13 protein-coding genes and 2 pseudogenes are annotated in these 14,026 nt (G+C 67.7%); 7 read left to right on the forward strand and 8 right to left on the reverse strand.

Features of this window, described 5'->3' with window-relative positions; genetic code table 11:
- Positions 1–215 (reverse strand): hypothetical protein (locus ACFWAY_RS50735; protein ID WP_378516101.1); only part of this gene is annotated, 215 nt, incomplete at its 3' end.
- 374 nt (positions 216–589) lie between these two features.
- The gene (locus tag ACFWAY_RS50740; RefSeq protein ID WP_378516111.1) at positions 590–1,252 is read right to left on the reverse strand and encodes a DUF998 domain-containing protein; all 663 of its coding nucleotides are present in this window, start codon (positions 1,250–1,252) and stop codon (positions 590–592) included.
- 631 nt (positions 1,253–1,883) lie between these two features.
- On the opposite strand from ACFWAY_RS50740, the gene ACFWAY_RS50745 reads away from it, so the two are divergent.
- Positions 1,884–2,519 carry an RES family NAD+ phosphorylase gene (locus ACFWAY_RS50745; RefSeq protein WP_378516102.1) on the forward strand — a complete coding sequence of 212 codons (636 nt, stop codon included), beginning with the start codon at positions 1,884–1,886 and terminating at the stop codon, positions 2,517–2,519.
- 159 nt (positions 2,520–2,678) lie between these two features.
- On the opposite strand, the pseudogene ACFWAY_RS50750 reads toward ACFWAY_RS50745, so the two are convergent.
- The 6 genes and pseudogenes from ACFWAY_RS50750 to ACFWAY_RS50775 all read right to left on the reverse strand — a co-directional run.
- Positions 2,679–2,768 (reverse strand): annotated as a pseudogene (locus ACFWAY_RS50750) (N-formylglutamate amidohydrolase); the annotation flags it as partial.
- A 52-nt stretch (positions 2,769–2,820) separates the two neighbouring features.
- Positions 2,821–4,167: a helicase-associated domain-containing protein gene (locus ACFWAY_RS50755; protein WP_378516103.1), complete on the reverse strand. Its 1,347-nt coding sequence runs from the start codon at positions 4,165–4,167 to the stop codon at positions 2,821–2,823.
- 8 nt (positions 4,168–4,175) lie between these two features.
- On the reverse strand, positions 4,176–4,487 hold the full coding sequence (locus ACFWAY_RS50760; protein ID WP_378516104.1) for a calcium-binding protein: 312 nt from the start codon (positions 4,485–4,487) through the stop codon (positions 4,176–4,178).
- Positions 4,488–4,876: 389 nt separating this feature from the next.
- A complete protein-coding gene (locus ACFWAY_RS50765) occupies positions 4,877–5,137 on the reverse strand; it encodes a hypothetical protein (protein WP_378516105.1) in 261 nt (86 codons plus the stop codon).
- Positions 5,138–5,443: 306 nt separating this feature from the next.
- Entirely contained in the window at positions 5,444–7,921 is a 2,478-nt protein-coding gene (locus ACFWAY_RS50770) for an SEC-C metal-binding domain-containing protein (RefSeq protein ID WP_378516106.1), read from the reverse strand.
- A gap of 521 nt (positions 7,922–8,442) precedes the next feature.
- Positions 8,443–9,156 (reverse strand): hypothetical protein, encoded by a 714-nt coding sequence (locus ACFWAY_RS50775; RefSeq protein WP_378516112.1) that lies wholly within the window; start codon positions 9,154–9,156, stop codon positions 8,443–8,445.
- Positions 9,157–9,399: 243 nt separating this feature from the next.
- Here ACFWAY_RS50775 and ACFWAY_RS50780 point away from each other — a divergent pair, with 243 nt between their 5' ends.
- The 6 genes and pseudogenes from ACFWAY_RS50780 to ACFWAY_RS50805 all read left to right on the forward strand — a co-directional run.
- Complete coding sequence (locus tag ACFWAY_RS50780) at positions 9,400–9,969, forward strand: hypothetical protein (RefSeq protein WP_378516107.1); 570 nt, start codon at positions 9,400–9,402, stop codon at positions 9,967–9,969.
- A 683-nt stretch (positions 9,970–10,652) separates the two neighbouring features.
- A complete protein-coding gene (locus ACFWAY_RS50785; protein WP_378516108.1) occupies positions 10,653–11,360 on the forward strand; it encodes a hypothetical protein in 708 nt (235 codons plus the stop codon).
- A gap of 69 nt (positions 11,361–11,429) precedes the next feature.
- A complete protein-coding gene (locus ACFWAY_RS50790; protein WP_378516109.1) occupies positions 11,430–12,137 on the forward strand; it encodes a UPF0158 family protein in 708 nt (235 codons plus the stop codon).
- A gap of 35 nt (positions 12,138–12,172) precedes the next feature.
- On the forward strand, positions 12,173–12,388 hold the full coding sequence (locus tag ACFWAY_RS50795) for a hypothetical protein (protein WP_378516113.1): 216 nt from the start codon (positions 12,173–12,175) through the stop codon (positions 12,386–12,388).
- A gap of 634 nt (positions 12,389–13,022) precedes the next feature.
- On the forward strand, positions 13,023–13,196 hold the full coding sequence (locus tag ACFWAY_RS50800; RefSeq protein WP_378516110.1) for a hypothetical protein: 174 nt from the start codon (positions 13,023–13,025) through the stop codon (positions 13,194–13,196).
- Positions 13,193–14,026: pseudogene (locus ACFWAY_RS50805) on the forward strand (hypothetical protein); the annotation flags it as partial. The gene ACFWAY_RS50800 and the pseudogene ACFWAY_RS50805, both read left to right, overlap by 4 nt.

The following is a 14,026-nucleotide window of genomic DNA, read 5'->3' on the forward strand; positions in this document are numbered from 1 at the left end:
TCACGCACGAACCGTTCCCGGTTCTGCTCGTCGAGGTCTGTGGTGAGGACCTTGACCGCGACGGTGCGGTCGAGCGCCGCCTGGGTGCAGCGGTAGACGACGCCGAAACCGCCGCGGCCGATCTCTTGTGCGTCCTCGAATCCGGCAGCCGCCAAATCTTCCGAGACCGATCCCGACGCGTCGCGTTGCGTCGCGAAGGGATCGTTGTCGGTCATCGACTACATCGATTCTGCCGGTCCGAGCCACTGTCGAAGAAAAACACCACTGCTGGCCTCTCGAGGGTGTACCCAAGGATATCGCTGTACGGCCCGTAGACGGCAAGAGCCGCGGGTGTATCCGCATGGCTCGTTCACTTCGTTCGGGTCGGATCCGCCGCCGGTCGCGTACTGGGTGAGTTGGGCGGCGCGGCCCTACTGGTGGTGGTGTTCGGGTTGAGTAGTTCCACGACTCGGTCGTGCGGAAGTCGCTCGTACTCCTCGATCGCCGCGACGGTTCGTTGGGGATCGGGCCGGGATCGTCTGCGAGTTCGTGCCACCAAGTTGTTGCGTGGGCTGGGGGCTCTACCTTCGGCTTGGCACCGATGATGCAGTCAAGCGAGCGACCTGCGTGATGGCCGAGGGGGCGTCTGCGGTCGGGCCGTCCAGACCCGCGGCCATACCCCGGGGTGGAAAGCGCGCAGCGAGAATTCGACATTGCGGAATACCGTGCGGCGTGCCAGCGCCATCAGTACCGCCGTGCCGGTCACGGCCATCCACATCGGTAACGGGTAGAGAGCGAGGCGCTCCCCCAGGCCGAAATGCAGCGCTCGTCCCAGCATGAGGCCGGCGCCGACCAGGCCAACGAGTGCGCACAGTGCGGACCACAGGGCGACCAGCCGCTTCTCGTGCCACAGATGCCAGGCGATGAGCACGAGCACCGCGTGGCGCGCCACGAAGCCCGGCAACACGGCCGACCAGTGGATGATCGTTCCATCGTTCGCCGGAAACAGTCCGGTGGCGGCGGTGCTGGCCGCGATGATCACGGCAAGCGAGAGTATCCACTTCTTCTCCCGGCCACTTCGTATGTGCCGATGGAGAAACAGCGCACCGAGGAGGGTGAGCACGCCGAGCGCGACGAACGTCGAATTCATGACGTCGTGCATCGGTGAGCAGGATCCGACCTCGCAGGTCGTCACGCCCAGGGAGCTGATCGAGTCCTGCGCGAAGCTGTAAGGCGTGCTCCACGCCGCCGCGGTGACCACCTCCGCCAACAAGTAGGCGAACGAAAGCACCCAGGCCGTGCCGGCTGCTGCGTGGCGAAGATTATGGGTTCTCGGTGATGTTCCGGCGCGGTGCGGATAACTGATAGTGGATTCTCTCCGTCGAACGAGATGTACCGAATCGAGGCCGGAAAGAGCCGACCCGGATGATCTTTGTGACTTTACGGATCGAACCTGAGAATGCTGTCCGAAATGTCTGCATGTGGTCTCAGGATGGCCTTGAAGCCGAGATCAAGTCGGCCTCCGCTGGGCGGTGTCGGAGACGGTGGTGCGGTGCCGGTGGTCGATGGTCACCGAATCAGGTGACGGTGCGGTGGACGTTTCGGGGCTGGTCATGACGTTATGAGCGCGGGTGTTCACTTTGTTCCGCATGAGCGCAAACCGGAGCCCACGGCACCGGCCTCCGGCGAAGGGTTAGAGGGAGACTGACCGCATCAACCTGACGATGCTCCCGGACGGTTTGCATCCCCTTGCGCTCGAGCGAGCCCTGGCCGACCCCAGGGCCGATCTGATGCTGGACGCAAGCCCGGTATCGGTCATCGATTGGCTCGCCAGTGGCGGCGACGTCGAGTCCGCACTAGATATGATCGCCCAAATCGAATGGGAGGCAGCGTAAGTGGCGCGGATGCTCCCGCACCCTCCGGCCGCCGACGAACTTTCCCATCACGGCATCCGCGACAACGAATACGCCCTGATCCCCACCACCGGGATGCTGTGGCGGGTGCACCGCACCACCAGCAGCCACGCGCTGGCCTGGAATGAGCTCCGGACGTATGGTCCGGTGCTGCGTTTGGACCCGCACCCGCTCCCGTGCGGTGACCACCCGGGGCACGGGGTCTGGTACGGGGCCACCGATGTGCACGGCGCACTCGCGGAAGCATTCCAGGCCACCCGCACGATCGACCGGGTGGAGGAGGCGCCGTATCTGACCGGGCTGCATCCGGCCCGGGATCTGCGGTTGCTCGACGTCGGCGGGTTCGGGGCCGGCCGCTGGCCGACCCGGGTCGGGGGCACCTTCGCCCTCGATTCCGCCGGACACGGCATCACCCAGCGGTGGGCCCGCACCATTGCGGCTGCGCATCCCGGGCTCGATGGGCTGCTGTATCGGGGTCGGTTTTCCGGTGGCCCGTGTGCCGCGCTGTTTCCCCCGGCCGCCGATGCCTTCCCCGTCCGGCCGGCGACGTCGAACCCGCTCGCGCATCCCGGTCTGCAACGCCGTCTCGCTGCGGCCGCGGAGGCGCTCGGCTACACCCTCGTCTGAGGTTGCACACCGTTCAGGTTGTGGGGGATGGGGCCGGTGAGGTGCCGTCGGCGTCGACGCTGATGGTGAGGGTCTGACCGGCCTTCGCTGGGGCGTCGGTGGGTACGGCCGAGGTGCGATCCACGTGGGGTGTGGCCCAGCGGACGTGGGCGGTGTTCTAAGCAGATAGTGCGGGCAGGTGACCACCTGCCGAGGCACGGGAATCGCCTGGCGGTCGGTGTCGAGGTAGAGGCGTGTTCGGGCTCTTCCTCAGCGAGGAGGTGTTCGTCTTCCGTTTCCCTGGCCGCGTTGACGACGTCGCTCAGGGCGTGGTCTGTCTCGGCAGGACGTAGCCGAGTTTCGGTAGGGCCCTGCGGAATTTCAGTTCGTGTTCGAGTGGGACCGCGAGATGGCGGTCGCCGATCGGACGGCACAGGTTGCGGAGTGCGGGGTCGCGGGTGATGAGCGCGGCCAGGGCGTCATCGGCGCATTCGATCACCCGGGCGTGGCCGAGGTCGGTCAGCCGGGTGGCGCGGCGGGTGATGTCGTCGATGAGGGTCGTCAGCGAGCTGGGCAGCTCATGGTCGGTCCGCTCGGCGAGGAATGTGGCGAGGTCCTCGAGGGTGCGACCGGTATCGACCGCCGACAACAGACCCGCGGCGGAAATGGTCCAGACCCTGTCCGCGGTGTGCTCGGCGTAGCCGGACAGCAGAAGCTGATCACCGGGGGACAGGGTTCCGGTGGCGACGACGTCGAGGTTGGGCAGGACCTTCAGCACCGCGGTTGTCTTGTCGTCGGTGGGCGGGCGGTAGGTGTCGGTCAGGCCCAGGGCGTAGCAGCCCAGGGCGGTGAGCCGGATCGCTTGCAGTCCGTCGTACCTGCTCAGCGCGTCCAGATCGTCGCCGCCCCAGTTGTCGTGGAAGTCCGATCGGGCGCCGGTGGGGTGGAGGTAATCGAGGTCGAGCAGTCCCAGCGTGCCGGCGTATTCGAACAGCACCGCGGCCGTGTAGCGGCCCTCGAGGATCTCCCACCGGTGGTAGCCGTCGTAGCCCAGACTGCCGTACTGGGAGTCGATGAGATAGAGCTTCCACAGCGCCATCTCGCTGCGGGCGACGGTGGGACTCAACCGTTTCCGCCGCATGGTCGTGAACAGGGAATCCACGCTGATCCACTCTCCGGGTTGGCAGCTTGCCAATGCCTGCGCGACCGTCTGTCGGCGATTCTTGGCCGAGGTGAGGACATTGCGTGCGCGTTGCCCCTTGATCTGCTCGATTCGGCTGAACTCGTCGATCACCGCGTGGGTGAGCCAGCGCTGCCACAGCCCCCGGATGACCTCGGCTGGCGGCCGGCGCAGGGCGGTGCGGCCCTTGGGGGTCAGCTTCAGGCGCCCGCCGTCGATCGTGGCGAGCCCACCGGCCTGGATGATCAGCGGCCACGCGAACGACGCGATCGGGTCGTGCAGGTAGAAGTCGCCGTCCGCGAGCTGAGAGCCCACGGCGGCGACCGTGGTCGCGGAGGGGCGGCGGGTCTTTTCGCTGCACCGCAGTTCGCCCGCCGCGCACAGCTGCAGCATCGTGTGCAGGTTGAGCGGGGCTTCCTGCCCGGTCATTCGGATGCGGTGTTCCCCGATCGCGCTCAGGGGTCCGGTGTCGCCGGTGTTCACACTCATGTCTTCACCTACCTCAGCCAGTGACGGTATGCCTCGATCCACTCCGCACCGGTGGGCTGGGGCGTCGGCAACGGCAGATCGAGGAGGGGGATGCGCTGTCGCGACCGGCCCCGGGCGCAGATCACCACGATGTGTTCGTCGTCGGTCAGGTCGATGCCCATCGCGGTGACATCGGTTCCGAGCACCCGGGTCTGGAACGGCACGTCGAGGTGCTCGTCGAGCATGGTGTAGAAACCCGTGACGCATTCGCTGTCGTTGTAGCAGTCGACGGTGGCCTCGGCGACCAGGGCTTCGAGCGCCGCACGATTCGGTGGTGTCACGGCGTCGAGGATAGCCGGAGGTCCACTCGGACCGGTCCGCACGTGGCGCCACCGCGCCGACTGATGGCGGCGGATGGCTCGCGCCGGCTCCGGCCGGGTGCACAGGGGCGGCGATCGACGGTGCCGCTGTCGTCTTCGGGGCAGAAATGGGCGAGCGGGACGAAAAGGTTGATCACTCGCCGAGTGGTGTCGTGTCCCCAGCCGATCGGCGGCCGTGAAGATCATGGCACTACGGGCGGGGAAACTCCGAGCGGGTCAGCCGGGTGCGCCGCACCCCGGGCCCCTTCCTGACCTTGCGCCCGATGATCTCCTCGGCGACCGCCATCCCGATGTGGGGTGGTCCGTGCCGTATCTGGTCCGGGTGCCGCTCGGCCCCGACGGCATGGTGGTCAAGACCAGATCGCCGAGAGGCGAGGGTGTGCTGTCACCGCGCCGACGGCCCCGGCGCCGAGATCCTCGAACGTCTGGGGAGGTGTATCTGGGTGGCGCGTTTTGCGCAGTGCGGAGGCGAGGACGGGGGTGAGTTCGTCGCGGTAGTCGTGGACGGTCGCGGTGGTCTTGCGGTCGAGTGATGCGTCCGACGTATTGAATGACGAGCCCGGGTCCTGGTTGGTCGATTTCGTAATCCGAGCAGCGTTCGGCGCCCGCATCCAGCTGCAACCTGCGGATCCATCCCCGGAGCCGACAGTTCAACCCGCGGGCGTAGCTCACCCCGCTGACCGTCTGTTGAGCAGGCTCTCGACGCGGCCGACGCCTGGCTGGGCTGGGTCAACAGTCTGTGGTCGTGTTGCCATTCGGGGTCGGACGCCTCGCCGGGCTACGACACCTGTTGACACGGGCGCGGGCGGAAAACTGGTCAACGGCGCCCGCCATTGCCGCCCTCACCCAGCAGGCCACGGTCGGCGGGGTGAGGCAACGACGTCGTCACGTTCGGTGTGTGGGCGGCAGTCGGAATCCTAGAGCCCCAATGCCTCCCGCAGCCGGTGCACGCTCATCGCCCCCGGCCGTTCCTGCTGCGGGAAGGAGTCGAGCAGCCGGATCAGCTCGTCGCGGCGGGTGGGGTCGGCGGCGCACTCGCGCGGTGTGTGACCGCCGAGGGCGGGGATAGCGTCATCGAGCCACTGCTGCTCGTATCCGCGGATGTGCTCGTCGAGCGCCGCCGCGATCTCGGGATCCTCGGGGTCGACGGGTTGGCTCGGGCGAACACCGTTTTCCTGCGCCTGAGCCATCAGCTCTGCTGCCGGCGTCCGGGTCTGCTCGCGCAGTCTCGCCCCGGGATCGGCGGCGCCGACGGCCTCGACCAGCGACTGAAAGCGCGGCTCGTTCATCGCCTCGACCTCGAGCACCCAGGGTTTGGTGCCGGGGGCCAGGTTCAGCACGCCGAGCACGCTGCCGTCGTCGGTCCAGGTCCACCTGTCTTTGTCGGCGGCGCCGAAGCGGCGACTGAGCTTACGCCGGATCCCGGCGGTGTCGGCCACCTCGAACACGGCCCGGCACGCCACCATCGGATGCCCGTCGGTGGTGACCAGCCGCGGCGGCGCGAGGCGGGCGCTGAGGGACTCGACGAGCTCGGCGGGGTCGGTGGCATCGGAGTCGAGCAACTCGATCAGCCGACCACGCTGGGCGGGCGCGATCGGTTCGATGCCCCCGAAGATCTGCGTCGTGGAACCGGCGGGAACCACTCGGGCGCAGAAGAAGTCACCGACCCGAAGCGCTCTGCTGGCGGTCCGTTCGGTGACCTGCAGGCGGTCGCCGGTGCGCACGTCGCGGAGCGTCAGCCCCTCGCCGGGACGCACCGCCTCGACCTCGTGCACCGACCGCTCGGCGAGCAGCCATTGTTGCGCGAGGAGCAGTTCGTCGGCGGGTAGCAGCACGCCGCGCTCGGTGACGAACCGCTCGAACGCGCCGCACTCGAACATCACCACATCCGCGACCAGCGGGTCGTCGAGCGCGTGATACAGCGCCATCGGATCGCCGTCGTGCGCAGACCGAATCTGGGCGAGCGAGAGCAGCAGCGGTCGCCACGCGATGCCCTGCGCAAAAGACGCCGCCTTCTGATACAGCCACCCAGCCCGCTGCTCCAGCGGGTGCTCGGCCTTGCCGAGGTGACATACCTTGTACTTGCGGCCGGATCCGCACCAGCACCGATCGTTGCGCCCCAGGTCCGGCCGGTCGACGGGAAGAAACGACTGGAGCAGGTCGTACATGGGTTCGCGGTACCCATCCTGGACCCGGTCGAGCAGCCCGATCGCCCGTACCGCGTCACCGCGATCGGACGCGTAGCGGGCCAGAGCCTCGAGCGCCTCGTCCCAGTTCGGGTCCACCGACACGGCCCGCTCGTAGTGCCGCTCGGCGTCGGTGGTCCGTCCGTCGAGCTCGGCTGCCTTGCCCGCCAGCCAGTGCGCGGTCGGGGCGATCTTGCGGGGACCGCGGTCGCGGAGCACCGCGGCGGCCAGGCGCAGGGTCTCGTGGCCGGCGCGGCGGGTGGCGTACGCCTCGCCGAACGCGGCGCGGGCCGCGTTCGGTGAGGCGAGGTAGGCGAACCGGTCCCTCGCGCTCGCCACGACCGCGTCGACGGCGCGCTCTCGCTCGTCGTCGGGGGTGCGCTCGAGCACGCCGATCAGGGCCAGGAACGCCATGACCGCGTCCGTCTCGTCGTCGGTGAGGTGGTGCGCCGCCGCGACCGTCGCGAGGTGCGACTTCCCGCGATGGGCGGCGAAGTCGAAACCCCGGGCCGCGATGAAATCGCCGTCGCACACGTATCCGGCGTCGGTGATCAGGTCGCCGAGCGGCAGGGTCGGCGCCGTCAGCAGGGTCCGGTCGTCGGCCATCAGCTGCCAGACGATGCCGTCCAGCGGACCGGGGCCCTCCTGCGGCACCAGGCCGGCCAACGCGCCGGTGAGATCCGGTGCGGCCGCGGGTGGGCCCGCGGCGGCCGTGAGCCGCAGTACGCCGTCGACGAGGGCGAGCGCGACCAGGTCGCCGGGCCGGAATTCGGCGAGCGCGTCCGGTTCGAGCAGCAGCGCCGCGTCCGCCGGCCAGTCGGGATCGCGGACACCGCGCTCGTCGAACAGGTCGTCGTCGAGGTCACGGAAAATAGTGTGCAGCCCGCCCGCCGCCGGGTCGTGGTCGTCGAACGGCAGCAGCGGCGTCAGGTCCGGGTGCGCGTCGAGGATGCCGGAGGAGATTTCCACGGCGGTGAGCCGGTGGGTGAGCACGCGTCCGTCGAGCAGCGAGTCGAGGGCCGCGCTGCGACCGTCCGCCAGGTAGCCGAGCCGGGGATGGCCGATGTACTCGGCCAGTTCCTCCATGTCGGCGAGATAGCCGTGCCCCTCGGCGACCAGCAACCGCGCCCATTCGTCGGGGTTCATGGGGCCGTGTTCGCGGAGCAGGGCCATGGCGGCTTCGGCGGTGGGATCTCCCGGATCGGTCACCGGGCGATGGTATGCGATTCGCCCAGGCGTCTCCTGGCGAGGAGCGGGCTCGGCGTGGTGGGGGGATCACCGGTTGCTATGCCACGCAACGCGTATTTCAACGAGCTGGGGGCGTTCCTCACGCCTCCGGGCCGAGCTGATCACGAATTCCGAGAGCAGCGTCGTGGCCCGGAGGATGGGCGGCAAGCCCCCGACCCGGCCCGCCACGGCCAGCCACGGCCACGCCACCGAAGATTCCTACCGCACCGGTGCATAGGCACAGCAGTACACGCTGCGGTGCCGGCATGTAGCTCCGGTGCGCTATGTACGGCTCCACGTCATCCGTCAGGATGGCCACGGGCCCGGCCGTTTTCCGCCAACCGGTGCGGCCGTCTTGAATGTGCGGGCGGAACCCACTGGTTTCCGCCCGCACTCATTGCATTGCCGTCAGCGACCCCTGTATCAGCAGGCGCAGCGATCCGGTGCGAACCTCGTTCATGCCGCGTTGGTCCGGGCGCCTGCGCCGGCAAGAAGTGCCAGCCTCAGGCCTCCGCTGCCGGCGGCGTGGAGGCTACACGAAGGTCGGCGAGCGGAATCGAAACGGAAGTGCCCCGGACCGAGCTGAGTTGGGACCGCGCGTCGCCGAGGGCGACAAAGGCTGTGGACATGCCCAACGCCCACGGCGCCGACTCGACCGGGGTCAGCCCACACAACTGGAAATGGTCGGAAAGCCGGGTGATCGCACTGTCCAGCGCATCGATCTGCGGAGAGTCTGAGGAGGCCATCGGGTAGGGCCACATCAGCACGATTCCCGCGGGCAGCATGCGGTGAATCGTCTCGGCGACAAGCCAAGCACCGAGATTGTGCCCCCGCAGGGGTTCGGTGACGAACGCGATGTTCGGGACAAGGACGACGTCAGCGGCGATACCCATGGTCTCGAACTGTTCCTCGACCTCGGCTGTGAGTTGATTGCCATCGAACAACCCCGCCAGCATCTCGTGGTAGCCATCGAATTGGTCGAGGCACAGCGCTACGGGATCCTCGGTACCGAGGCGGATGAGCGTGAAGTCAAGTGAACCGACGACGACGTCGTCGGCGTCGTCGATGTCCACCGTCATCGTCAACTCGGCGAACCAATCCAGGCACGCGTCGAGATCGCTGATATTCACGCTGCGAAACCGCACCCGCGGATAGAAAAGATCGACGGTGCTCCGACCTTCTTCCTGGGCCAGGTCAGCCAACGCGGCCAAGGACATTGCCACAGGAAGAATCCTCTCGTCCGCTTGTCCACGAACGGTCAGTCGCGAACAACTCACGATATTCGATCCCACGTCATCAGACATGCGAACTCCTCTCTCACCCTCTCGGGTATGGATTCACCCAGGGCCGCCGTACACAGACCACTTGACACGTCCCGCGATTGGCATGCAGGTGGCGAACGCGTCGCCTCCAGGCGCGGCACCCAATCCCCGGCACGGATCGCGACTAGGTTGTCGAGCATGAGGCGCCCAACCACCTCGACCCGCAAGCCGCAGTGCCGTACACCCAGGACTTCGTGCCGCACCGCCGCCGACGTCGTCGCCCGGTTCGCCCAGGGCGCGAAGTCCGTCATCATCGACTCCCCGCCCGATCAGATCCTCGAACTCCACAACCTCGTCGGCACCGGTACCCTGCGGATCACCGGCACCTCACGCGTCCGCACCACCACAAGCACACCGCAACAACAGACTCGGTCGCCGGCCATCGTCGTCACCGACGCAGCGCACGCCCAGCTACACGGACACACTCGCTGCCACGTCTACACCATCGCCATCATCGAAGCGTTCGACGACACCGAGGTCGAGGCCCGCAACAAGACCACCGTCTACGCCGTCGACCGGGCCAGGGTCCGCGCCACTGACGAACCCACGATCTACGCCTACGACCAGGCCACCGTCCACGCCGAGGGCCACACCACCGTCCACGCCACCGACAACAGCCGAATCCTGCTCCACGACAATGCCCACGCCACAGCGCAACGCGGTGTCACCATCCAGGGGCCCGCCCGCAACAACACCCAGGTCCGGTGACCTCGAAGGACCGGGGGCGGACGACATGCCGCGTCGCATCGCATACACAGGCAAAAGAACGCCCAACCCTGATCGAATGGGGAAGAGCGCCGTAATCCGAACGTGCGAGGGGCGCAAAATACCTACCCACTCGCGACGTCATACCGCATATTTGTCGTGACCGGTGATCTGCAGAACGGCGAGCCGCTGCCCAGGTGGGTCTGGGCCATCGCCGCCGGCTACGTGGTCGTCCCACTCGCACTCGGAGCGCTCACCGGGATGGCCGCCCGAAAACGCTGGTGGTGGGCGACCGATCACCGGACCCGAACCCGAACCCGGTGGATGGGACCTCCTGTTCACGACCCCAGCCCTGGGCGGGCTACGTCAAGCTACGCCTGTCCTCTGCCAGCGAATCGTTCTCGCGCCGGGCGCCTTGACCTGCGTCTTGAGTGGCGGACCGGACTTCGTTGAGGCTGCTGCGGGGCCGGGGGTCGGTCGACTTCGCCATGGGATCTTTGCTTGATTTCGCGGGAGTATTCGTAGTGGAGGATTTCCGCGGCGAGACGGGTGACCGGTCGGTGGTGATCCGCCGCGACCGACGTGCCCGGCGCCGACGATGGGGATCACCGCCCTTTACTTGGCCCAGCATGTGCGGATATGTGCAGACGCGGGAGCGTCCCGATCGCTGGAGCAGAATGGGGGCCATGGACGATGTGGAGTTGGTCGAGCAGGTGCGGCGGCGTTGGGAGCAGGGTGTCCCGCCGAAGGTGATCGCGCGTGCTCTGGGTGTGCGGCCGTCGGTGGTGGCGCCGTTGGTGCGACGAATCGCTGCCGAGGCTGCGGCGTCCCGAGGATTGGGGCGGGTGCTGGGGTGCTGGGTCAATTGTGGCTGGAGTGTCGGGCTGGGCCTCGAGGGTCATCCGGAGTGGGCGGAACTGGACGCTCCCGCCGGTGAGGCCGAAGGCTTCGCGCAGGTGTTGGTGGCACGAGAGGGGCGGCGTGGTCGGGCGACGCTGCGAGGCTACCTGGCGGACGTGCACTGCCTGGGGGTGAAGAACACCCGTGACCCCGAAACCATGGACGCGGGCAGGATCCCCAGCGCCATCCGCACGTACTACGCAGCGTTCGACCGTCCGGCGGTGGAGATTCCGATTGAACTCGGCCGCGAACTGATCCTGGGGGCGGTGCACTATGCGCGCGGGCTCGGTTTCGAGCCCGCGGCCGCCTTCGATGATGATGCCGCCGCGTTCCTGGGTGAGTGGGACGGGCCGGGTCGGATCGAGTTCGGTAGGGACGGTCAGCCGTTCTACCTCAACGGGCCCTACGACAATCCGGCTGCCGTCATTCGGACTCTTGAGCGGTCCGTGGGTGCGGGGAACTTCCACGTCTCGGTGGCCGCGGGGCCGATGTGACCGCCACGAACACACCCGACGTCGGGTGGAACACCCGACGCCAGGGGCCGTAAGCCGGGTCGGCACCTGATGGAGACCAGTTGGGACGACGAATCCCTGACGGCGCTGCGTGTCGCCCTGAGCACCCGCACCGGCGCGGTCGTCGACCTGGTGCGCCGCCGATTGACCGACGAGGTGCTGCAGCTGGTCGGCGACGCACTCATCGCCGCGGTCGACGACCACATCGACGGCGCACACGAGGTGGCCGCCCAGTGCGCGGCGGCGCTGCGCCTGCGCGACTGGACCGGCGACGCCGACCTCGCCGACCCACTGGAGGCCGCATTGGGGATGTCCGCGACACCGATGCTCCGACCTGTCGCGGTCGACCTCGAGGAACTCTCGTCGCTGCTCGAGGGCGACCCGGCCTACGGCGGCGGTCGGATCGACCTGCGGACGGGACAAACGTGGCCGACCATGAACTTCGACGACGCGTTCGACGACGAGACCGACGACGATCCCGACCGGTGGTTGTACGTCCGTTGCACCGGATCACGCGCGGGCTACCGCGACATGGAGTTGTTCATCGAGTCGGTAGCCGACCCTGCCGTTGCCGACCGGCTCGACATCGCGATTACCGGGCGCGGGGCGTTTCGGCGCTTCAAGGACGTGCTGTCCCGGTGGCCCGACGAGGTTCATCGATACTGGCTGTTTGCGGATGAGCGGAGACGCGGTCGTGCACGGGGATGGCTGGCGGACGAGGGTTACCGCCCGCGACCTCCGCTCGGCCCCGTCGGATAGATGCCCGACACCCGGAGCGCACACCCGCTGCCCCCGTGACCGGGCGCATACCGAACACCAGCGGCGTGCTCTTCGAAGAGCTGACCTGCGTGATGCGCTCCCGCCACCGCGCCGACATGAGCGTCGTCATCGATGACGCGAGCGCCGAGGTGTTCGCCCACACCGAACCCTCGACCGCACACGCCGCCGATACCGGCCTGTTGGCCGCCCTGCACCGCACTCCCGCTGTAGCAACCTCAAAAGAGAAGTGATACAGGCAATGTTCGATCGTCGGTGACATTGCTGCGCGACCATCCATCCCTATGCGCAGATGAGAATCGGGAAGTACCGGTCCCCGGCGCACCCGGTGCCGGGGACTGCCGGACGCACGGGTCCTCGGGACCGTCCAGCCGCCAGTCTTCTTGGTCCGCGCCGTACAACTCGGGGACGACTGTCGGACGCCTCATCGTGGCGCCTGGTGGGCCGGTAGTGCTGCGACTGAATTCGAGTTGCCCTGCCGAGGGCCTGTGAGCGGCGGTTTGGAGCGCGTCGCCATCAACGTATTCCTGACCGCCTGACCGCCTATCTGACATGCGTGTCAAAATGCGTGCAGACACGCGAGCGAAGTTGCGCGTGATTCAGCGTGCACCTCGCTAGCATGGACGCCTGAGGTCAGGGGAGTATGCGGTCGTAGGCGGCTTGGTCAGTGGCCGCCCCGGAGCAGAGGAGCGGGGCATGGTGCAGGCCGGAAAGCGGGACGGCGCTCGCCAGCGTCCGACCGGGGTGGGGAGCGGACCGGCAGTGCGATCGCAGAATGAAGTTAATTGTGCAGGAGGCTATTCCGACGCGACGGCACCGAGCGTGGAGGTGGTAGCGAAGTTGGAACCGCGGAGGGGTCCGACGAAAGTGCAGCTCAATACCCGGGTCCTGGCCTCGACGGAGGCGCGGTTGACCTGGCTGGTGAAGAACCGCAACTTCTCGGTGACCAACGTCGTGGACGTTGCCCTGCAGGAGTTCTTCGACCGCTACAGCGTCCCTCCGGCAGATCTCGACGGCCGGATCGTCGAGCAGGAGTCATGAGCGGGCCGTGGGAGCAGATTCCTCTGTTCGGACTGCCCGAGGTGACTCTGACGGCGTCTGCCGCTTCCACCGATGACGTTGTCCCCGACGATGACGTTGTCCCCGACGACGATGTTCTCCCCGTCGACGATGTTCTCCCCGACGACGCTGCCTCCGTCGATGCTGGTGTCTTCGGCGCAGCCGATCAGGCGGACTCCGAGCCGGCCGTTGCCGCACACCCTGAATCGTCCGAGCAGTGCGACGTCGCCGAAGCCGACGACGCCCCGACCCCGCCTCCTCCCGAGGCGGACAACGAAGCGGTGGACAACGAAGCGGTGGACAACGAAGCGGTGGACAGCGCTGCGGTGGCCGGCGACGAAGTGGCCGGCTTCTTCTCCGGCCGGCAGCGACGCAGCGGATCCACCGGTGTGGGAGGCGCTTCCGGCCGGAGACGAGGCCGATGGCCATGCGTTGATCGTGACCGCCGCGGGCACGTACACACCGTCCGGGCGGGAGTTGACCGGGCCGGTCGATTCGGTCGAGAAGCTGGACAAGCTGATCCGCTGGGCCTCGCTGACACCGTTGGGAGCCCCCGCGCAGATCTGGGTCGTCGGACAGGCCGCATGCGAGCTGCTCGGGTGGATTATTGATCCGGGCAGCGAAGACGACGTCGACGATATGGAAGCCCTTCGCAACCGCGCCGCCCAAGAATTGACTGCCGTCCTCCAGGCCACCCTCACCCCACTGCTGAATGCAGGGTGGGAGTTGCGCGGCGATCCCGGGCACGTGGTGCACCTGTCCCGCTCGATCGGGAACTTCACCTCGATGGTCGATGTGGTGATCGAACCCTA

Source organism: Rhodococcus sp. NPDC059968 (assembly GCF_042738615.1).
In the GTDB taxonomy this organism is placed as follows: domain Bacteria; phylum Actinomycetota; class Actinomycetes; order Mycobacteriales; family Mycobacteriaceae; genus Rhodococcus_F.

Excerpts from the sequence above, each read along its gene's own strand:
- ACFWAY_RS50745 (WP_378516102.1), top strand. The coding sequence starts at position 1,884 with ATGCTCCCGCACCCTCCGGCCGCCGACGAACTTTCCCATCACGGCATC.
- ACFWAY_RS50755 (WP_378516103.1), bottom strand. The coding sequence starts at position 4,167 with ATGAGTGTGAACACCGGCGACACCGGACCCCTGAGCGCGATCGGGGAA.
- ACFWAY_RS50765 (WP_378516105.1), bottom strand. The coding sequence starts at position 5,137 with ATGCGGGCGCCGAACGCTGCTCGGATTACGAAATCGACCAACCAGGAC.
- ACFWAY_RS50775 (WP_378516112.1), bottom strand. The coding sequence starts at position 9,156 with ATGTCCTTGGCCGCGTTGGCTGACCTGGCCCAGGAAGAAGGTCGGAGC.
- ACFWAY_RS50780 (WP_378516107.1), top strand. The coding sequence starts at position 9,400 with ATGAGGCGCCCAACCACCTCGACCCGCAAGCCGCAGTGCCGTACACCC.
- ACFWAY_RS50785 (WP_378516108.1), top strand. The coding sequence starts at position 10,653 with ATGGACGATGTGGAGTTGGTCGAGCAGGTGCGGCGGCGTTGGGAGCAG.
- ACFWAY_RS50790 (WP_378516109.1), top strand. The coding sequence starts at position 11,430 with ATGGAGACCAGTTGGGACGACGAATCCCTGACGGCGCTGCGTGTCGCC.